Raw genomic sequence first — 18706 nt, 5'->3', positions numbered from 1 at the left:
AGCAATCAAAAGTTAGCGCATTCTGACATGGGGGTCAGCCCCCCTCATTCACCGAGAGACAATTATCAAATGACCGTGAACTTTTCCAATACCGCCGTGATCGGTGCGGGCGCCATGGGGCGCGGCATCGCCCAGATCGCAGCGCAGGCCGGAAGCCAGGTGCTGATGCTCGACAGCTTCGAAGGAGCCGCCGAGCGGGGGCGCGACGCGATCCTCGCCCAGTGGCGCAAGCTGCAGGAGAAAGGCAAGCTCGACGCAGCGCAGCTCGAGGCGCTTTCAGGCCGCGTACGGGCCGTCGGCTCGATGCAGGACCTCGCCGGTTGCGACCTGGTGATCGAGGCGATCGTCGAGGACATCGAGGTCAAGCGAAAGCTGCTGCGCGAGATCGAGGCGGTGGTCTCGCCATCGGCAACGCTGGTGAGCAACACCTCGTCGCTTTCGGTGACCGCGATCGCCACGGCGCTCGAACATCCGGAACGCATGGCCGGCTTCCACTTCTTCAATCCGGTTCCGCTGATGAAAGTCGTGGAGGTGGTGGCGGGCTTCAAGACCGATCCCGAGATCTGCCGCAAGCTCGCCGGCTACGCCACGCAGATGGGCCACAGCCCGGTGCAGGCCAAGGACACGCCCGGGTTCATCGTCAATCACGCCGGCCGCGGCTATGGCACCGAGGCGCTGCGCATCGCCGGAGAAAGCGTGGCCGACTTCGCCACCATCGACCGCATCCTCAAGGACCAGGCCGGCTTCCGGCTCGGGCCGTTCGAACTGCTCGATCTCACCGCGCTCGACGTCTCCCATCCGGTGATGGAGTCCATCTACCGCCAGTACTACGAGGAGCCGCGCTATCGCCCCAGCGTGATCACGGCGCAGCGCCTCGCGGCCGGCGCCCTGGGCCGCAAGAGCGGCGAGGGCTTCTACCGCTATCCCGACGGCGCGATGCAGCAGGTGGCGGAACCGCCGGTGCCTTCGGTCGACACGATGCCGCCGGTCTGGGTATCGCCGCGCGCGGCACGGCGCCCCGAACTGCTGAAGCTGGTGCATGCGCTCGGTGCGCAGCTCGAAAGCGGCGCGGCGCCCTCGCCCGCCGCGCTGATCCTGGTCGCGCCGCTGGGCTTCGACGTCACGACCGTCGCGGCGGTCGACCGGCTCGACGCCACCCGCACTATCGGCATCGACATGATGGTCGACGATGCCGCCACCAGGCGGCGCGTGCTCGCCACCAACCCGGCCACGCGCCGCGACATCCGCGATGCGGCCCACGCGCTGTTCGCGCGCGACGGCAAGGCGGTCAGCGTGATCCGCGACAGCGGCGGCTTCGTCACGCAGCGCGTCGTCGCGACGATCGTCAACATCGCCTGCGACATGTGCCAGCAAGGCGTCTGCACGCCGGCCGACCTGGACCTGGCGGTACGGCTCGGCCTCGGCTACCCGCGGGGGCCGCTGGCCATGGGCGATCTCTACGGCCCGACGAACATGCTGGAAATCCTGTTCAACCTCCAGACCGTGTATGGCGATCCCCGCTACCGCCCGAGCCCCTGGCTGCGCCGTCGCGGCGCGCTCGGCCTGAGCCTCACCCATCAAGAAGAGTAAAGAGACGACAACCATGACCGCAGAGCTCAAGAGCACCACCGAAGGCAGCACCATGGTGCTGACCCTGTCCAATCCGTCGCAGCGCAATGCGCTCGGCCCCGAGATGTATGCGGCCGGCATCGAGGCCTTCAACGGCGCCGAGAACAACGCCGAGATCCGCAGCGTCGTCATGGTCGGCGAAGGCAAATGGTTCTGCGCCGGCGGTTCGCTGCAGCGGCTGCAGGCCAACCGCGCGCTCGATCCGTCGGTGCAGGCCGAAAGCATCGAGGCGCTGCACACCTGGATCGACACCATCCGGACTTTCCCGAAGCCCGTCATTGCCGCGGTCGAAGGCGCAGCGGCCGGCGCCGGCTTTTCGCTCGCGATGGCCTGCGACTTCGTGGTGTCGGCACGCGACGCGGTCTTTGCGGCTTCATACAGCAATGTCGCGCTCTCGCCGGACGGCGGCCTGAGCTGGCATCTGGCGCGCGCCCTGCCGCGGCAGCTCGCGAGCGAATGGCTCATGCTGGGCGAGCGGATCGAGCCCGCGCGCCTGCATGCGCTGGGCCTCGTCAACGAACTCACCGAGAACGGACAGGCGCTCGCGGGCGCGCTCGCACTGGCGGCAAAGATCAACGCGCGCGCACCGAATTCGATGGCCAGCATCAAGGAACTGCTCGGCGAGGCGCGCGGCGCGTCGCTCGTCTCGCATCTGACGCAGGAGCGCGATCACTTCGTGCGCAACCTGCATCACGCCAATGCCGGCATCGGCATTGCGGCCTTCCTTTCCAAGGAGACGCCGCGCTACGAATAGCGTGCCGTCGCCCCCGTGACAACCCCAGGCATTTCAGTCACCGACAGGACAGTCCATGGACGACCCGATTCTTACCATCGAAGAACGTGAAGCGATCAATAGTGGTCGCTGGTTTTCTTCTCTCTCTCCATCACTGCGCCACGACATCCTCCGATGTGCATTCGTCAAGCGATACAAGGACGGCGATCTGATCTGCGCGCGCGGCGATCCGCCCGAGCAGTGGATCGCCTGCGCCAAGGGCGCGGTCCGCGTGAGCTCGACCGCGGTGTCGGGCAAGCAGGTGACGCTGACCTACGTGGAGCCGGGCATCTGGTTCGGCGACGTGGCGATGTTCGATGGGGACAGGCGCACGCACGATGCGTACGCGCATGGGGACTCCACGATTCTTTGCGTGGCGCGCGCGGACTTCCAGAAGATCCTCGCGAATCACGTCGAGCTCTACGAAGCGCTGATGCGGCTGCAGGCACGCCGCATCCGGCAGCTCTTCGGCCTGGTCGAGGATCTGAACACCCTGCCCCTGCGCGCGCGGCTGGCGAAGCAGCTCATCCATCTGGTGCGCAGCTACGGCGTGCCGAACCTCGCGGATGGCAGCCAGATGCGGATCGGGCTGCACCTCGCGCAGGAGGAACTCGCGCAGTTGCTGGGAGCCTCGCGCCAGCGGGTCAACCAGGAACTCAAGGCGATGGAGCGCGAGGAAGCGATCCGCATCGAACCGGGCGGACTGGTGGTGCTCGACCGCGCGGCGCTGATGCGCATTTCGGAATCCGATCAATAAATCTCAGAGACATGACCCAGGACTTCGACAAATTCGTCGGCACGCGTGCCGTCTCCCCGCAGCACCAGTTCGACGTCCGCGCGCTCACCGCCTGGCTCGAAAAGAACCTGGTCGGCTTCAAGGGCCCGCTGACGGTCGAGATGTTCAAGGGCGGGCAGTCCAACCCGACCTACAAGCTGGTGACGCCCACGCAGAGCTACGTGATGCGCGCCAAGCCGGGCCCGGTCGCCAAGCTGCTGCCTTCGGCGCACGCGGTGGAGCGCGAGTTCAAGGTGATGAGCGGCCTGGCCGGCACCGACGTGCCGGTGCCGCGGATGTATTGCCTCTGCGAGGACGAATCCGTCATCGGCCGCGCCTTCTACGTCATGGAGTTCATGCAGGGCCGCGTGCTGTGGGACCAGTCCCTGCCCGGCATGAGCAACGCCGAACGCAGCGCGATCTACGACGAGATGAACCGTGTGATCGCCGCCCTGCACACGGTGAAGTTCGCCGAACGCGGCCTCGCCGACTACGGCAAGCCCGGCAACTATTTCGAGCGGCAGATCGGCCGCTGGAGCAAGCAGTACGTCGCCTCGATCACGCAACCGATCCCCGAGATGGACCGGCTGATGGAATGGCTGCCGGCGCACATCCCGGCGAGCGCGCGCGACGAGAAGATGACTTCGATCGTCCACGGCGACTTCCGGCTCGACAACCTGATGTTCCATGCCACCGAGCCGCGCGCGATCGCGGTGCTCGACTGGGAGCTTTCGACGCTCGGCCATCCGCTCGCGGACTTCAGCTACCACTGCATGTCGTGGCACATTCCGCCGGGCGCGTTCCGCGGCATCGGCGGCCTAGACCTCAAGAGCCTCGGCATCCCCACCGAGAGCGAATACATCCGCAAGTACTGCGAGCGCACCGGCATCACGACGCCCGAGGCGCTGGCGCCCGACTGGAACTTCTACCAGGCCTACAACCTGTTTCGCATGGCTGCGATCCTGCAGGGCATTGCCAAGCGGGTCGAGGCCGGTACCGCTTCGAGTGAGCAGGCGGTGGCCTCCGGTCGCGGCGCACGGCCGATGGCTGAAATGGCGTGGCAGTTCGCCCAACGGGCCTGACCCTTTACCCCACAGGAGACGAAATGGACTTCGAATACTCGGCGAAAACCAAAGACTTGCAGAAGCGCGTCACGGCCTTCATGGAAGACAACATCTACCCGGCTGAAGCCGAGTACGCGGCCGAACTGGCGGCCAACACCGCCGCGGGCAAGCGCTGGAGCGCACTCAACGTGGTGGAAAAGGTCAAGGCCAAGGCGAAGGCCCAGGGCCTCTGGAACCTGTTCCTGCCGGTCGACAGCGCGGCCGCATCCGGCTATGACGGCGCCGGCCTGACCAACCAGGAATACGCACCGCTCGCCGAGATCATGGGCCGCGTGCCATGGGCCAGCGAAGCGTTCAACTGCTCGGCGCCCGACACCGGCAACATGGAAACCATCGCGCGCTACGGCTCCGAGGAGATCAAGGCGCGCTGGCTCAAGCCGCTGCTCGAAGGCGAGATCCGCTCCGCCTTCGCGATGACCGAGCCCGAAGTCGCATCGAGCGATGCGACCAACATCTCGACGCGCATCGAACGCCAGGGCGACGAATACGTCATCAATGGCCGCAAGTGGTGGATCTCCGGTGCAGCCGATCCGCGCTGCAAGGTGTTCATCACCATGGGCAAGACGGATCCCGAGGCGCCCAAGCATTCGCAGCAGAGCATGATCATCGTGCCGGCGGACACCAAGGGCATCCGCATCGTGCGTCCGCTCAACGTGATGGGTTACGACGACGCACCGCACGGCCACGTCGAGATGTACTTCGAGAACGTGCGCGTGCCGGCCGGCAACATCCTGCTCGGCGAAGGCCGCGGCTTCGAGATCGCCCAAGGGCGCCTCGGCCCGGGCCGCATCCATCACTGCATGCGACTGATCGGCCTGGCCGAGCGCGCGCTCGAGCTGATGTGCAAGCGCGCCTCGTCGCGCGTCGCCTTCGGCAAGACGGTGGCATCGCAGACGGTGACGCAGGAACGCATCGCCGAGGCCCGCTGCAAGATCGACATGGCACGCCTGCTCACGCTCAAGGCCGCGTGGCTCATGGACGTCGCCGGCAACAAGGTGGCGAAGACCGAGATCGCGATGATCAAGGTGGTGGCGCCGAGCATGGCCTGCCAGGTGATCGACTGGGCCATGCAGGCCCATGGCGGCGGTGGCATGTGCGACGACTTCCCGCTCGCCTACGCCTATGCCGGCGCACGCACGCTGCGCTTTGCGGACGGTCCGGACGAGGTGCACCGCAACGCGATCGCCAAGTGGGAACTGGGCAAGTACGGCACCGGCAAGACAGACGACACGATGCCGGTCACGCGCTTCTGAGCGCAGCCTTCACAATCAGGGCCGCCGCACTGCGAAGTGCCGGCGGCTTTTTTTTACAGCTTCTTCTGAAGGAACATCGCCGAGCCGAAGGCGGGGTCGAGCTGGTAGTTCGCGAAGCCCTCGCGCTCGTAGGCGCGCAGCGCGCTCTGGTTGCCCGACAGCACCTCCAGCGTCAGCTTGCAGGCGCCACGCGCACGCGCCTCCTGCTCGACACGGGCCAGCATGCGCTGCGTCACTCGCTGGCCGCGATGGCTTTGGAGCACCACCACGTCGTGCACATTGACCAGCGGCTTGCAGGCGAAGGTCGAGAAGCCCTCGATGCAGTTGACCAGCCCGACCGGCTGCTCGCCGTCATAGGCGAGCACCGTGAACGCCTGCGGCCTGGCCGCCAGCGCTTCCGGCAGGCCTGCCAGCACATGGGGTTCGAGCGGCGTGCCGCCGCCGGCGGGATCGCGGGCATAGGCATCCAGCAGCGCCACGAGAGCGCGTGCGTGCGCGGCATTGCGATAGTCGGCGAGGCGGACGTCGATCACGGCTCGGTTCACCCAGCCTCCACGGCCGCAACCAGCCGCCTGGCGCAGGCCTCGGACTGTGCAGCGTCCTTGGCCTCGACCATGACGCGCAGCAAGGGCTCGGTGCCGCTGGCCCGGATCAGCACGCGACCCGCGTCGCCGAGCTCGGCCTCGACCCGTTCGATCTCGTTCGCGAGCGTCCGGTTGGATTTCCAGTCCTGATCCCCGGTGAGGCGCACGTTGATCAGCGTCTGCGGATAGAGCTTCACGCCGCCGAGCAGCTCGGCCACCGTCCGGCCGCTGCGCACGCAGGCCTGCAGCACCTGCAGCGCGCTGACGATGCCATCGCCCGTCGTATGGCGGTCCAGCGCCAGCAGATGGCCCGAGCCTTCGCCGCCGAGCAGCCAGTTGCGCTTGTCGAGTTCCTCGAGCACGTAACGGTCGCCCACGCGGGCGCGCACGAATTCGATGCCCTGCGCCTTCAGCGCCATCTCGACCGCCTTGTTGGTCATCAAGGTGCCGACCACGCCGGCGGGCTTCTCGCCGCGCGCAACGCGCTCCATCGCCATCAGGTAGACCAGTTCGTCGCCGTTGAAGAGGCGCCCGCTCGCATCCACGAGCTGCAGGCGATCAGCATCGCCGTCGAGCGCGATGCCGTAGTCGGCACCCTGCACCTTGACCGCTTCGATGAGCGCCTGCGGGTGCGTCGCGCCGAAGCCCTTGTTGATGTTCAGGCCGTCGGGCGCGCAGCCGATGCTGGTCACTTCGGCGCCCAGTTCGTGGAAGACGGCGGGTGCGACCTGATAGGCCGCGCCATGCGCCGCGTCGACCACCAGTTTGTGGCCCCTGAGCGTCAGGTCGTTGGCAAAGGTGCTCTTGCAGAACTCGATGTAGCGCCCCGGCGCGTCGTTGAGCCGCCGCGCCTTGCCCAGATTGCGGGAGTCGACCCACACGGGCTCTTCCTTCAAGGCGGCTTCCACCGCCAGTTCCCATTCGTCGCTGAGCTTGGTGCCGTGCGCGCTGAAGAACTTGATGCCGTTGTCCGGATAGGCGTTGTGGCTGGCGCTGATCACCACGCCGAGGCTCGCACGCTGCGCGCGCGTGAGATAGGCCACGCCCGGCGTCGGCAACGGGCCGAGCAGCACCACGTCCACGCCGGCCGAGTTGAAGCCCGACTCCAGCGCCGATTCGAGCATGTAGCCCGAGATGCGCGTGTCCTTGCCGATCAGGACCGTCGGCCGCGACTCGGACTGCTTGAGCACGCGACCCACCGCGTGCGCCAGCCGCAACACGAAATCGGGGGTGATCGGCGCCTGCCCGACGGTGCCGCGAATACCGTCGGTGCCGAAATACTGTCTAGTCATCGCTCTGCATCCTATCGCTGTCGTTCTCTGTTCATCGCTCGCCAGACGGCGAGCGCTGCGACGGTCTCGCGCACATCGTGCACGCGAACGATCGCCGCCCCCTTCTCCACGGCCAGCACCGCGGCGGCCACGCTCGGCACCATGCGCTCAGCCGCCGATTCGATGCCGCTGACCGCACCCAGCGAGGACTTGCGCGACCAGCCGGCCAGAAGCGGCAGGCCCGATGCCAGCAATTCGCCCTGTCGCGCGAGCAGCGCGAAATTCTGCTGGACGGTCTTGCCGAACCCGATGCCGGGGTCGAGGACGATGCGTTCCGCCTGCACGCCCCGGGCCCTCATCGCCCTGGCCTGCGCCTCGAGGAATTCGCGCACCGCGGGGACCACGTCCCCGCTCATCGGCGCCACCTGCATGGTCTGTGGATCGCGGTGCATGTGCATCAGGCAAACCCCACATGCCGGGTGCGCGCAGACCACCTCCAGCGCGCCGGGTCGCCGCAGGGCCCAGATGTCGTTGACGATGTCCGCACCGAGCTCCAGCACCGCGCGCATCACTTCGGGCTTGTAGGTGTCGACCGAGACCGGCACGCGCAGCTTCACCGCTTCGCGCACGACCGGCACGACGCGCGCCAGCTCCTCCTCCAGGGGCACCGCGGGACTGCCCGGCCGGGTCGACTCGCCGCCGATGTCCAGGATGTCTGCACCCTCGCCCATGAGTTGCTCGCAATGACGGAGGGCCGCCTCGGTCGAGGCATGGGCGCCGCCGTCCGAGAACGAATCCGGCGTGACATTGACGATGCCCATCACCTGCGGGCGCCCGAGATCGATCGCGAAGCGCGTGGTTTGCCAGACCGCCGTCATGCCGCGTCCCCATGAAAAAACGGGGCCAGGGGCCCCGTTGATCGCCAAAGCTCTGTCACGCTCAGGCTGCGGTCGGCGTCGGATCGGGATTCACCGCCGGCGTGCCGCCACTGCCACCGCTGCCCGACGGCGGGACGCGCGGCGTCCAGTCCTTGGGCGGTCGCGGCGCGCGCCCGGCCATGATGTCGTCGAGCTGTTCGGTGTCGATGGTTTCCCATTCGAGCAGCGCCTTTGCCATGGCGTGCATCTTGTCGCTGTTCTCCTCGATCAGCCGGCGCGCCAGGGCATATTGCTCGTCGATGATGCGGCGCACTTCCGCGTCGACCTTCTGCATGGTCGACTCGCTCATGTTCGTGGTCTTGGTGACCGAGCGGCCGAGGAAGACCTCGCCTTCGTTCTCCGCGTAGACCATCGGACCGAGCGATTCGGTCATGCCGTAGCGCATCACCATGTCGCGGGCGATCTGGGTCGCGCGCTCGAAGTCGTTGCTGGCGCCGGTGGTCATCTGGTGCATGAACACTTCTTCGGCGATCCGGCCGCCGAAGAGCATGCTGATCTGGTTCAGCATGTACTCGCGGTCGTAGCTGTAGCGGTCCTGCGCCGGCAGGCTCATGGTCACGCCCAGCGCGCGGCCGCGCGGGATGATCGTGACCTTGTGGACCGGGTCGCACTTGGGCAGCAGCTTGCCGATGAGCGCATGGCCGGCCTCGTGGTAGGCCGTGTTGCGGCGCTCTTCCTCGGGCATGACCATGCTCTTGCGCTCGGGGCCCATGAAGATCTTGTCCTTGGCCTTCTCGAAGTCCTGCATTTCCACCACGCGGGCATTGCGGCGTGCGGCCATGAGCGCGGCTTCGTTGCAGAGGTTGGCCAGATCGGCGCCCGACATGCCGGGCGTGCCGCGCGCGATGATGCTGGCGTTGACGTCCTGGCCCAGCGGCACCTTGCGCATGTGGACATTGAGGATCTGCTCGCGGCCACGGATGTCCGGCAGCGTCACGTAGACCTGGCGGTCGAATCGGCCCGGGCGCAGCAAGGCGGCGTCCAGGATGTCGGGACGGTTAGTCGCCGCGACCACGATCACGCCGAGGTTGGTTTCGAAACCGTCCATCTCGACCAGCATCTGGTTGAGCGTCTGCTCGCGCTCATCGTTGCCGCCGCCGAGGCCGGCACCGCGCTGGCGGCCGACCGCGTCGATTTCGTCGATGAAGATGATGCAGGGGGCGTTCTTCTTCGCGTTCTCGAACATGTCGCGGACACGGGCTGCGCCCACGCCGACGAACATCTCGACGAAGTCGGAACCGGAGATGGAGAAGAAAGGCACCTTGGCTTCGCCGGCGATGCTCTTGGCCAGCAGCGTCTTGCCGGTGCCCGGCGGGCCGACCAGCAGCAGCCCGCGCGGAATGCGGCCGCCGAGCTTCTGGAACTTGGCCGGGTCCTTCAGGAAGTCGACGACTTCCTTGACTTCCTCCTTGGCCTCGTCGCAGCCCGCGACATCGGCGAAGGTCACCTGGTTGTTGTTCTCGTCGAGCATGCGGGCCTTGCTCTTGCCGAAGCTGAAAGCCCCGCCCTTGCCGCCGCCCTGCATCTGTCGCATGAAGTAGACCCAGACGCCGATCAGCAGCAGCATCGGCCCCCAGCTCACCAGCAGGGTCATCAGCAGCGAGCCTTCCTCGCGCGGCTTGACGTCGAACTTGACGTTGTTGGCGATCAGGTCGCCGACGAGGCCCCGGTCGAGGTAGGTGGCGGTCGTTCGGATCTTGCGGTCGTCCGTGGTGACCGCGACGATCTCGCTGCCACCCTGGCCTTCCTGGATCGTGGCGCTCTTGATGCGGTTGTTTCGCACTTCCTCGAGGAAGTCCGAATAGCCGATGTTGCCTGCGCCGGCAACGCCGCGGGTGTCGAACTGCTTGAACACAGTGAACAACACCATCGCGATGACGAGCCATACGGCAACTTTGGAAAACCACTGATTGTTCAAACGAAGCTCCAGTCGATAGCGCGTAGCACTGAAATCAAAAAACGCACCGTGGGCACGTAATTGGCACCCATTTTAGGCTTTTCAACCCGAAAAACCGCCTGATTTCCCTATAGCAGCCATAGGGTGCGAGCGGTCTTGAGGAGAAATCGTGCATGTGGAAACCGGTATCAATTCGTATCGGAAGACTTGAGCCCGAGGCCGACCATGAAAGTTTCTGCCGATTTGTCGCGCGATGCCTTGGGTTTGAATGGTTTGACGACGCGGAAGTTGTCCTTGAAGAGCCGGCTCAACTCGTTGTAGCCGCTGCCATGGAACAGCTTGGCCACCAGCGCCCCTTCGGGTTTCAGGTGGTGGCGGGCAAAGTCGATCGCGAGCTCGATGAGATGCGCCACCCGCGCCGCGTCGGCAGAAGCGATGCCGGAGAGATTGGGCGCCATGTCCGACACCACCAGGTCGGCCTTCCGGCCGGCCATCGCCGCCGACAGCCGCTCCAGCACATCGGCTTCGCGAAAGTCGCCCTGCAGGAAGGTCACGCCTTCGATCGGCTCCATCGGCAGGATGTCCAGCGCGATGATGGTGCCCGCGAGCTCGCCAACGGCGGCCCCGTCCGGCGAGAGTCTCCGGCGGACGTACTGGCTCCATGCGCCCGGCGAAGAGCCCAGGTCGACCACCAGATGGCCGGGCTTGATCAGGCTCAAGCTTTCGTCGATTTCCTTCAGCTTGTAGGCGGCGCGCGCCCGGTAGCCTTCCTTGGTGGCCAGCTTCACATACGGGTCGTTCACGTGGTCGTGCAACCACGCCCGGTTGACCTTCTTCGCTTTCGGTTTGGGATTCATTGACATCGATAATACGGGGATGCCCGCCATTCAACTTACCCCTGCGCAGCGCAAGGTGCATCGCGCCGAAGCGCACCACCTCGACCCGATCGTCATGATCGGCGGCGACGGTCTGACCCCGGCCGTCAAGAAGGAGGCCGATGCCGCGCTGAAGGCCCACGGCCTGATCAAGGTGCGCGTGTTTTCCGATGACCGGGCTGCACGCGAAGCCATGCTCCAGACGCTGGCGGACGACCTGAACGCCGCGCCCATCCAGCACATCGGCAAGCTGCTCGTCCTGTGGCGCCCCATTCCCGAAAAGGAACGGACCCTCGATGAAGACCGCATGCCCGGTCCGCGCGACGTCAAGGTCATCAAGTACAGCAAGCGCGGCGGCCAGCGGCCCGAGATCAAGACGCTGCGCGTGCTCGGCAACCAGCGCCTGACCTCCGGCGGGAACGTCAAGCGCGCCAAGGCTCGCAAGCCCCTGTCGGTCAAGAAGCGGCGGCAGGCGGATTGAGGATGCCCACCAAGACCGCGGCGGGCGCGCAGCGCCACATCCTCTGCATGAAGTGGGGCACCAAGTACGGCCCCGAGTACGTCAATCGCCTCTACGCGATGGTGCGCAGGCACCTCAAGGGCGACTTCAAGTTCGTTTGCCTGACCGACAACAGCGCGGGGATTCGCCACGAAGTCGAATGCTTTCCGATCCCGCCGCTCGATCTCGAACTGGCCCCCGGGCAGGTCGACCGCGCCTGGAAGAAGCTGACGACCTTCGAGCAGGATCTTCACGGTTTGCGCGGCACCGCGCTCTTCATCGATCTCGACGTCGTGATCGTCGGCAGCCTGGACGAATTCTTCGAGTACCCGGGCGAGTTCCTGATCATTCACGACTACGAGCGCCCATGGCGGCGGCGGCGAATCACCGGGAACTCCTCGGTCTACCGTTTCGAAATCGGTGCCCATCCGGACGTTCTGGCGTACTTCCGCCAGAACATGGACAAGGTGCAGGCGGAGTTTCGCAACGAGCAGACCTACCTGTCCGATTTCATGCATCGCAAGGGCACCCTCGCCTACTGGCCCGAAGCCTGGTGCCCGAGCTTCAAGTACCACGGCATCCCGACCTGGCCGACGAACTACTGGAAGGAACCCTTCGTGCCGGAAGGCGCAAAGATCATGGTGTTCCACGGGGAATGCAATCCGCCGGATGCGCTGGCGGGCCGGCGCAACCGGCGCTTCAGGTTCATCCGGCCGGCGCGCTGGATCACGCGGTTCTGGCAGACCTGAGCGACGGGCGCCGGCGGGGTTCAGTTGCGCAGGCGGCCCATGCGCCACAGCAAGGCGCCGGCACACACCCACTGGCCGAGATACATGCCGCTGCCGAGCGAGTGCCAGAGCCTGAGGTTCTCGCGCGCGAGGATGTGCGGCGCGACGGCGTATTGCTGGAGCAGTGCGAGCAACAGGGCGGTCACGATCAGGATGACGGCGACCCGCTCGGAATCCGTCGACCGGTCATCGGCCCGCGACCGGAAATAAAGCAGCAGCACCAGTCCGCACCCCAGTGCCACCCAGGTCTGCGCCGCGAACAACTGGCCCGCGACATTGCCCGCGACGGCGGGATTGCCGAGCCGGGCGAAGAGCATCGGCACCACCAGAAAGCCGATCGTCGTCAGGCTGCCCCACCAGAAGGCGGCGAGCATGAGCGCGATCCGGTCTTTCATCCGGCTCGCTGGCATCTCAGACGTAGCTGACCGCCACGATCTCGTAGCGCTTCAGGCCGCCGGGGGCCTGGACCTCCGCGGTATCGCCTTCTTCCTTGCCGATCAGTGCGCGGGCGATCGGGCTCGATACGTTGATGAGGCCCAGCTTCAGGTCCGCTTCGTCTTCGCCGACGATCTGGTAGCGGACGGCTTCACCGGAGTTCTCGTCCTCGAGCTCGACCGTCGAGCCGAAGACGACCTTGCCGCCGGCATCGAGCTGCGCCGGGTCGATGATCTGGGCCGCCGACAGCTTGCCCTCGATGTCCTGGATGCGGCCCTCGATGAAGCCCTGACGGTCCTTGGCCGCCTCGTACTCGGCGTTTTCGCTGATATCGCCCTGCGCACGCGCTTCCGCGATCGAGTTGATGACGCCCGGTCGGTCGACCGTCTTGAGCTTTTGCAGCTCTTGGCGCAGCTTCTCGGCACCGCGCTTGGTAATCGGAATGGTGGCCACTAGTTTTGCTCCAGAAAGCGAAACCGCCGAACGCTGCCGTTCGGCGGTCGATGGGAGAGAAATGATCAGACGAGCTTGCGTCCGGTCAGCCGGCTCAGGATGGCGAGCGGGCTCGATTCGGGATTGTATTGCCTCGCAGCCGGCAGATGCAGCGTCTGCTCGAGCATGTACTGGCCCGACATGACCGCGTGCGAAGTCTGGTCCGAGAAGCAGACCCACACGGAACCGGCCGGAAACGGCACGGTCTGCTGTTCGGAGTTCTTCTGGTACTCGAGGTCCGACTTCATGCCGTCGTGCAGTTGCAGCATGAGATGGTCGTATTCGCTGCGCAGCGACTTCGTCACCCGAAGGGCACGCAACAGCCGCGCCTGCAGGCGCGAGTACGGCTTGGCGCGCGGCAGGAAGCGTCGCGCGACCGCCTCGAACGGTTCGCCGACGCGCCAGACCCGCGGCGCACCGTCCGGATTGGCGTTGGTGAAGACGCGAAGAATGCGCTCGCCGTAGTTGGGCCGCGAAGGAAAGGCATCGACATGCAGACGGCGGTCATCCGCCCGCCACGACTGCACGCGAGTCTCCACCTGCGTCGGCCTGAAGCTGGTCGGCGCCAGACGCAGCGCCGGCGTGTAGTGCGGCAGGAGACCATGGATCAACTGCTGCGCCTGCGCACGAAAGCGGCCGACCATGGCCGCCACCGCCTGCTGGCGCGCCTCGTCCCCTTCGACGCCTTTCAGGCGCCCCTGCGCATCCAGGCTGATGTTGCGGACCTTCGGCGACAGCACCTGCGGGGACAGCAGCGGCCGCTCCTCGGGCAGGACTTCGAACCCGAGCCGGGGAAAGTACAGGACCTTGCCCGCCTCGAGCGCCGCGATCCATGCGTCGTTGGGCACTGCGCCATTCCAGTCGGCCAGATCGAGTTCGACGAGCTGCGATTCCATGGAGCGCCTTTCAGCAATTACGCCGCCGCGAGCCGGGCATGCATTTCCTGCACCGAGATCACGTCGAGTTCGTTCATGTGACGCATGCCTTCGACAGCCGCTTCGGCGCCGAAGATGGTCGTGAACGTCGTCACGCGCGCCAGCAGCGCCGAGGTACGGATCTGGCGCGAGTCGGTGATCGCGTTGCGGCGCTCTTCCACCGTGTTGATGACCAGCGCAATCTCGTTGTTCTTGATCATGTCGACGATGTGCGGACGCCCTTCGGTCACCTTGTTGACGACCGCGCAGACGACGCCTGCCGCGCTGATTGCCGCCGCCGTTCCCTTGGTCGCGATGAGCTCGAAGCCCAGTGCCGCGAGACCGCGAGCCACTTCCACCGCGCGCGGCTTGTCGTTGTTCTTCACCGAGATGAAGACCCGGCCGGACTTCGGCAGGTGCGTACCGGCGCCGAGCTGCGACTTCACGAAGGCTTCGCCGAAGGTCTTGCCCACGCCCATCACTTCGCCGGTCGACTTCATTTCAGGGCCGAGGATGGTGTCCACGCCCGGGAACTTCACGAACGGGAACACCGCTTCCTTGACGCTGAAGTAAGGCGGCGTGACTTCCTTCGTGACGCCCTGCGACGCCAGCGTCTGGCCGGCCATGCAGCGCGCCGCGACCTTCGCCAGCTGGATGCCGGTCGCCTTGCTCACGTAGGGCACGGTGCGGGAAGCACGCGGATTCACTTCGAGGACGTAGATCACGTCCTGCCCTTCCTTTTCCTGGATCGCGAACTGCACGTTCATCAGGCCGACCACGTTCAAGGCCTTCGCCATGGCGGCACTCTGGCGCTTGAGTTCGGCGACAGTCTCGGCCTTCAGGCTGTAGGGCGGCAGCGAGCACGCGGAGTCGCCCGAGTGCACGCCGGCCTGCTCGATGTGCTCCATCACGCCGCCGATCAGGGTCGCGCCGTCGGCATCGCGCACGCAATCCACGTCGCACTCGGTCGCGTCGTTGAGGAAGCGGTCGAGCAGCACCGGTGAATCGTTGCTGACCTTCACGGCCTCTCGCATGTAGCGCTCGAGGTCGCGCTGCTCGTGCACGATTTCCATCGCGCGGCCGCCGAGCACGTAGCTCGGGCGCACCACCAGCGGGTAGCCCAGCTCGGAAGCCTTTGCCAGCGCTTCCGACTCGGTGCGCGCGGTGGCGTTCGGCGGCTGGCGCAGCTTCAGCTCGTGCAGCAGCTTCTGGAAGCGCTCGCGGTCCTCGGCCGCATCGATCATGTCGGGCGAGGTGCCGATGATCGGCACGCCGTTGGCTTCGAGGTCGAGCGCCAGCTTGAGCGGCGTCTGGCCGCCGTACTGGACGATCACGCCGGTCGGCTTTTCCTTGTCGACGATTTCGAGCACGTCTTCGAGCGTCAGCGGCTCGAAGTAGAGGCGGTCGCTGGTGTCGTAGTCGGTCGAGACGGTCTCGGGGTTGCAGTTGACCATGATGGTCTCGTAGCCATCCTCGCGCATTGCAAGCGCCGCGTGCACGCAGCAATAGTCGAACTCGATGCCCTGGCCGATGCGGTTGGGACCGCCGCCGAGCACCATGATCTTCTTCTTGTTGGTCGGCTCGGCTTCGCACTCGTCCTCGTAGGTCGAGTACATGTAGGCCGTGTTGGTGGCGAACTCCGCGGCGCAGGTGTCGACGCGCTTGAAGGCGGGACGCACGCCCAGGGCACGGCGCTTCTCGCGGATCGCGGTGTCGGTGGTCTTGAGCTGCTTCGCGAGACGGCGGTCGGAGAAACCCTTCTTCTTCAGCGCCAGCAGCGTGTCGCGGTCGATGTCGTCGAGCGACTTGGTCTCGAGTTCGAGTTCGATCTTCACGATCTCCTCGATCTGCACGAGGAACCACGGATCGATCTTCGTCAGCGCATGGACCTCGTCGACGGTCAGGCCCATCGCGAAGGCATCGCCGACGTACCAGATGCGGTCCGGACCCGGCTCGCCGAGTTCCTTTTCGAGGACCTCGCGGTCCTGCGTCTTCTCGTTGAGGCCGTCGACGCCGACTTCGAGGCCGCGCAGCGCCTTCTGGAACGACTCCTGGAAGGTACGGCCCATGGCCATCACTTCGCCGACCGACTTCATCTGCGTCGTCAGGCGCGAATCGGCCTGCGGGAATTTCTCGAACGCGAAGCGCGGGATCTTGGTGACGACGTAGTCGATGCTCGGCTCGAAGCTCGCCGGCGTGGCGCCGCCGGTGATCTCGTTGCGCAGTTCGTCGAGCGTGTAGCCGACCGCCAGCTTGGCCGCGACCTTGGCGATCGGGAAGCCGGTGGCCTTCGATGCCAGTGCGGACGAACGCGAGACACGCGGATTCATCTCGATGACGATCATGCGGCCGTCCTTCGGATTGACCGAGAACTGGACGTTCGAGCCACCGGTGTCGACGCCGATCTCGCGCAGCACCGCCAGCGAGGCGTTGCGCATGATCTGGTATTCCTTGTCGGTCAGCGTCTGGGCCGGCGCGACGGTGATCGAGTCGCCGGTGTGGACGCCCATCGGGTCGAGGTTCTCGATCGAGCAGACGATGATGCAGTTGTCGGCCTTGTCGCGCACGACTTCCATCTCGTACTCTTTCCAGCCGAGCAGCGATTCCTCGATCAGCAGTTCGTTGGTCGGCGAGGCTTCCAGGCCGCGCTTGCAGATGACTTCGAACTCTTCCGGGTTGTAGGCGATGCCGCCGCCCGTGCCGCCGAGCGTGAAGCTTGGGCGGATCACGGTCGGGAAGCCGACGTGCTTCTGCACCGCCCAGGCCTCGTCCATCGAGTGCGCGATGCCCGAACGCGCCGAGCCGAGACCGATCTTGGTCATCGCGTCCTTGAACTTCAGGCGGTCTTCGGCCTTGTCGATGGCTTCCGGTGTGGCGCCGATCAGCTCGACCTTGTACTTGTCGAGCACGCCGTTGCGCCAGAGGTCGAGCGCGCAGTTCAGCGCCGTCTGTCCGCCCATGGTCGGCAGGATCGCGTCGGGGCGCTCCTTGGCGATGATCTTCTCGACCGTCTGCCAGGTGATCGGCTCGATGTAGGTGACGTCGGCCGTGGCCGGGTCGGTCATGATCGTCGCGGGGTTGCTGTTGATCAGGATGACCTTGTAGCCCTCCTCGCGCAGCGCCTTGCAGGCCTGCACGCCGGAGTAGTCGAACTCGCAAGCCTGACCGATGATGATCGGGCCGGCGCCGATGATGAGGATGCTCTTGAGGTCTGTGCGCTTAGGCATTCTTCTGTCCTTCTTTGTGACTTTGCATGAGTGCCGTGAAGCGGTCGAACAGGTAACCGATATCGTGCGGGCCGGGCGAAGCCTCCGGATGGCCCTGGAAGCAGAACGCCGGCTTGTCGGTGCGCGCGAGCCCCTGCAGCGTGTTGTCGAACAGGCTGACGTGCGTCGGTCGCAGGTTCGCCGGCAGGCTCTTCTCGTCGACCGCGAAGCCGTGGTTCTGGCTGGTGATGCTCACGCGGCCGTTGTCGAGGTCCTTCACCGGATGGTTCGCGCCGTGGTGGCCGAACTTCATCTTGAAGGTCTTCGCACCCGAAGCCAACGCCATGATCTGGTGGCCGAGGCAGATGCCGAACACCGGAATGCCGGTTTCGATGAGCTGGCGCGTCGATTCGATGGCGTAGTCGCATGGCTCCGGATCGCCCGGGCCGTTGGCCAGGAAGATGCCGTCCGGACGCAGCTTCAGCACGTCGGCCGCAGGCGTCTGGGCCGGCACGACCGTGATGCGCGCCCCACGCTGGGCGATCATGCGCAGGATGTTCTTCTTGACGCCGTAGTCGAACGCGACGACGTGGAAGCGGGGCGTGATCTGCACGCCGTAGCCCGAGCCGAGCTTCCACTCGGTCTGGGTCCATTCGTAGGTTTCCTTGACCGACACGACCTTGGCCAGGTCGAGCCCGGCCATGCTCGGCGCCGCCTTGGCGGCGGCGATGGCCTTGTCGATCAGTGCCTGGGTGACGGCCTCACCATCGGCGAGGCCGAGGATGCAGCCATTCTGGGCACCTTTGGTGCGCAGATGGCGCGTCAGCTTGCGGGTATCGATGTTGGCGATGGCGACCGTGTTGCCGCGCACGAGGTACTCGTTCAGCGAGGCGGTCTTGCGGAAGTTCGACGCGACGCGCGGCAGGTCCTTGATGATCAGGCCTGCGGCATGGATCTTGTCGGCCTCGATGTCTTCCTCGTTGACGCCGTAGTTGCCGATATGCGGATACGTGAGCGTCACGATCTGCTGGCAATAGCTCGGGTCGGTCAGGATTTCCTGGTAACCGGTCATCGCGGTGTTGAACACCACTTCGCCGGTCGTGACGCCGGTGGCGCCGATCGAGTTGCCGAGAAAGACCGTGCCGTCTGCAAGCGCCAGGATGGCGGGCGGGAATTTTCCCTTGAGAGACAAAAGCACTGGGATCTCCGGATGGATGACGCCCAAAGCGAACCCAAGATGTGACTCGCGGGTCG

17 protein-coding genes are annotated in these 18706 nt (G+C 65.8%); 7 read left to right on the top strand and 10 right to left on the bottom strand.

Annotated elements, in window-relative coordinates; all coding sequences use genetic code 11:
- Window positions 1-69: 69 nt before the first annotated feature.
- The 5 genes from VAR608DRAFT_RS26865 to VAR608DRAFT_RS26845 are packed head-to-tail and all read left to right on the top strand — an operon-like array spanning window position 70 to window position 5553.
- Window positions 70-1590: a 3-hydroxyacyl-CoA dehydrogenase gene (locus VAR608DRAFT_RS26865; RefSeq protein WP_088956845.1), complete on the top strand. Its 1521-nt coding sequence runs from the start codon at window positions 70-72 to the stop codon at window positions 1588-1590.
- A 13-nt stretch (window positions 1591-1603) separates the two neighbouring features.
- Window positions 1604-2383 (top strand): oxepin-CoA hydrolase, alternative type, encoded by a 780-nt coding sequence (locus tag VAR608DRAFT_RS26860; RefSeq protein WP_088956844.1) that lies wholly within the window; start codon window positions 1604-1606, stop codon window positions 2381-2383.
- A gap of 55 nt (window positions 2384-2438) precedes the next feature.
- Window positions 2439-3158 carry a Crp/Fnr family transcriptional regulator gene (locus VAR608DRAFT_RS26855; protein WP_088956843.1) on the top strand — a complete coding sequence of 240 codons (720 nt, stop codon included), beginning with the start codon at window positions 2439-2441 and terminating at the stop codon, window positions 3156-3158.
- A gap of 11 nt (window positions 3159-3169) precedes the next feature.
- Entirely contained in the window at window positions 3170-4258 is a 1089-nt protein-coding gene (locus tag VAR608DRAFT_RS26850) for a phosphotransferase (protein WP_088956842.1), read from the top strand.
- Window positions 4259-4281: 23 nt separating this feature from the next.
- A complete protein-coding gene (locus VAR608DRAFT_RS26845) occupies window positions 4282-5553 on the top strand; it encodes an acyl-CoA dehydrogenase family protein (RefSeq protein WP_088956841.1) in 1272 nt (423 codons plus the stop codon).
- 53 nt (window positions 5554-5606) lie between these two features.
- Here VAR608DRAFT_RS26845 and VAR608DRAFT_RS26840 read toward each other — a convergent pair whose 3' ends face one another.
- The 5 genes from VAR608DRAFT_RS26840 to VAR608DRAFT_RS26820 form a co-directional block, all read right to left on the bottom strand.
- The gene (locus VAR608DRAFT_RS26840) at window positions 5607-6098 is read right to left on the bottom strand and encodes a GNAT family N-acetyltransferase (protein ID WP_231972968.1); all 492 of its coding nucleotides are present in this window, start codon (window positions 6096-6098) and stop codon (window positions 5607-5609) included.
- Window positions 6095-7429 (bottom strand): phosphoglucosamine mutase, encoded by a 1335-nt coding sequence (gene glmM / locus VAR608DRAFT_RS26835; protein WP_088956840.1) that lies wholly within the window; start codon window positions 7427-7429, stop codon window positions 6095-6097. The genes VAR608DRAFT_RS26840 and glmM overlap by 4 nt, the downstream gene beginning before the upstream one ends.
- An 11-nt stretch (window positions 7430-7440) precedes the next feature.
- The gene (folP, locus tag VAR608DRAFT_RS26830; protein WP_088956839.1) at window positions 7441-8286 is read right to left on the bottom strand and encodes a dihydropteroate synthase; all 846 of its coding nucleotides are present in this window, start codon (window positions 8284-8286) and stop codon (window positions 7441-7443) included.
- A 61-nt stretch (window positions 8287-8347) separates the two neighbouring features.
- A complete protein-coding gene (ftsH, locus tag VAR608DRAFT_RS26825) occupies window positions 8348-10264 on the bottom strand; it encodes an ATP-dependent zinc metalloprotease FtsH (protein WP_088956838.1) in 1917 nt (638 codons plus the stop codon).
- Between the two features lie 167 nt (window positions 10265-10431).
- Window positions 10432-11100, bottom strand: a complete 669-nt coding sequence (locus tag VAR608DRAFT_RS26820; RefSeq protein ID WP_088956837.1) for an RlmE family RNA methyltransferase — start codon at window positions 11098-11100, stop codon at window positions 10432-10434.
- A 19-nt stretch (window positions 11101-11119) separates the two neighbouring features.
- Here VAR608DRAFT_RS26820 and VAR608DRAFT_RS26815 point away from each other — a divergent pair, with 19 nt between their 5' ends.
- Both VAR608DRAFT_RS26815 and VAR608DRAFT_RS26810 read left to right on the top strand, forming a co-directional pair.
- Window positions 11120-11599 (top strand): YhbY family RNA-binding protein, encoded by a 480-nt coding sequence (locus VAR608DRAFT_RS26815; RefSeq protein WP_088956836.1) that lies wholly within the window; start codon window positions 11120-11122, stop codon window positions 11597-11599.
- Between the two features lie 2 nt (window positions 11600-11601).
- The gene (locus tag VAR608DRAFT_RS26810; protein ID WP_088956835.1) at window positions 11602-12366 is read left to right on the top strand and encodes a glycosyltransferase; all 765 of its coding nucleotides are present in this window, start codon (window positions 11602-11604) and stop codon (window positions 12364-12366) included.
- A 20-nt stretch (window positions 12367-12386) separates the two neighbouring features.
- Here the strand turns inward: VAR608DRAFT_RS26810 and VAR608DRAFT_RS26805 are convergent, their stop codons facing one another.
- The 5 genes from VAR608DRAFT_RS26805 to carA form a co-directional block, all read right to left on the bottom strand.
- On the bottom strand, window positions 12387-12800 hold the full coding sequence (locus tag VAR608DRAFT_RS26805) for a DUF4149 domain-containing protein (protein ID WP_088956834.1): 414 nt from the start codon (window positions 12798-12800) through the stop codon (window positions 12387-12389).
- 16 nt (window positions 12801-12816) lie between these two features.
- Window positions 12817-13293: a transcription elongation factor GreA gene (gene greA / locus VAR608DRAFT_RS26800; protein ID WP_088956833.1), complete on the bottom strand. Its 477-nt coding sequence runs from the start codon at window positions 13291-13293 to the stop codon at window positions 12817-12819.
- A 65-nt stretch (window positions 13294-13358) separates the two neighbouring features.
- A complete protein-coding gene (locus VAR608DRAFT_RS26795) occupies window positions 13359-14228 on the bottom strand; it encodes a Kdo hydroxylase family protein (RefSeq protein WP_088956832.1) in 870 nt (289 codons plus the stop codon).
- A gap of 17 nt (window positions 14229-14245) precedes the next feature.
- Window positions 14246-17473 (bottom strand): carbamoyl-phosphate synthase large subunit, encoded by a 3228-nt coding sequence (gene carB / locus VAR608DRAFT_RS26790; RefSeq protein WP_088956831.1) that lies wholly within the window; start codon window positions 17471-17473, stop codon window positions 14246-14248.
- A complete protein-coding gene (gene carA, locus VAR608DRAFT_RS26785) occupies window positions 17466-18650 on the bottom strand; it encodes a glutamine-hydrolyzing carbamoyl-phosphate synthase small subunit (protein ID WP_088958996.1) in 1185 nt (394 codons plus the stop codon). Before carA ends, carB begins: the two co-directional genes overlap by 8 nt.
- Window positions 18651-18706 lie beyond the last annotated feature (56 nt).

Origin of the sequence: Variovorax sp. HW608 (assembly GCF_900090195.1) — a bacterium.
Lineage (GTDB): Bacteria > Pseudomonadota > Gammaproteobacteria > Burkholderiales > Burkholderiaceae_C > Variovorax.
This window is presented reverse-complemented; position numbering and strand designations above follow the sequence as displayed.

What these genes read in the sequence shown, in the direction of transcription:
- VAR608DRAFT_RS26865 (WP_088956845.1), top strand. Translation starts at nt 70, where the DNA reads ATGACCGTGAACTTTTCCAATACCGCCGTGATCGGTGCGGGCGCCATG.
- VAR608DRAFT_RS26860 (WP_088956844.1), top strand. Translation starts at nt 1,604, where the DNA reads ATGACCGCAGAGCTCAAGAGCACCACCGAAGGCAGCACCATGGTGCTG.
- VAR608DRAFT_RS26855 (WP_088956843.1), top strand. Translation starts at nt 2,439, where the DNA reads ATGGACGACCCGATTCTTACCATCGAAGAACGTGAAGCGATCAATAGT.
- VAR608DRAFT_RS26850 (WP_088956842.1), top strand. Translation starts at nt 3,170, where the DNA reads ATGACCCAGGACTTCGACAAATTCGTCGGCACGCGTGCCGTCTCCCCG.
- VAR608DRAFT_RS26845 (WP_088956841.1), top strand. Translation starts at nt 4,282, where the DNA reads ATGGACTTCGAATACTCGGCGAAAACCAAAGACTTGCAGAAGCGCGTC.
- glmM (WP_088956840.1), bottom strand. Translation starts at nt 7,429, where the DNA reads ATGACTAGACAGTATTTCGGCACCGACGGTATTCGCGGCACCGTCGGG.
- folP (WP_088956839.1), bottom strand. Translation starts at nt 8,286, where the DNA reads ATGACGGCGGTCTGGCAAACCACGCGCTTCGCGATCGATCTCGGGCGC.
- VAR608DRAFT_RS26820 (WP_088956837.1), bottom strand. Translation starts at nt 11,100, where the DNA reads ATGAATCCCAAACCGAAAGCGAAGAAGGTCAACCGGGCGTGGTTGCAC.
- VAR608DRAFT_RS26815 (WP_088956836.1), top strand. Translation starts at nt 11,120, where the DNA reads ATGCCCGCCATTCAACTTACCCCTGCGCAGCGCAAGGTGCATCGCGCC.
- VAR608DRAFT_RS26810 (WP_088956835.1), top strand. Translation starts at nt 11,602, where the DNA reads ATGCCCACCAAGACCGCGGCGGGCGCGCAGCGCCACATCCTCTGCATG.
- VAR608DRAFT_RS26805 (WP_088956834.1), bottom strand. Translation starts at nt 12,800, where the DNA reads ATGAAAGACCGGATCGCGCTCATGCTCGCCGCCTTCTGGTGGGGCAGC.
- VAR608DRAFT_RS26795 (WP_088956832.1), bottom strand. Translation starts at nt 14,228, where the DNA reads ATGGAATCGCAGCTCGTCGAACTCGATCTGGCCGACTGGAATGGCGCA.
- carB (WP_088956831.1), bottom strand. Translation starts at nt 17,473, where the DNA reads ATGCCTAAGCGCACAGACCTCAAGAGCATCCTCATCATCGGCGCCGGC.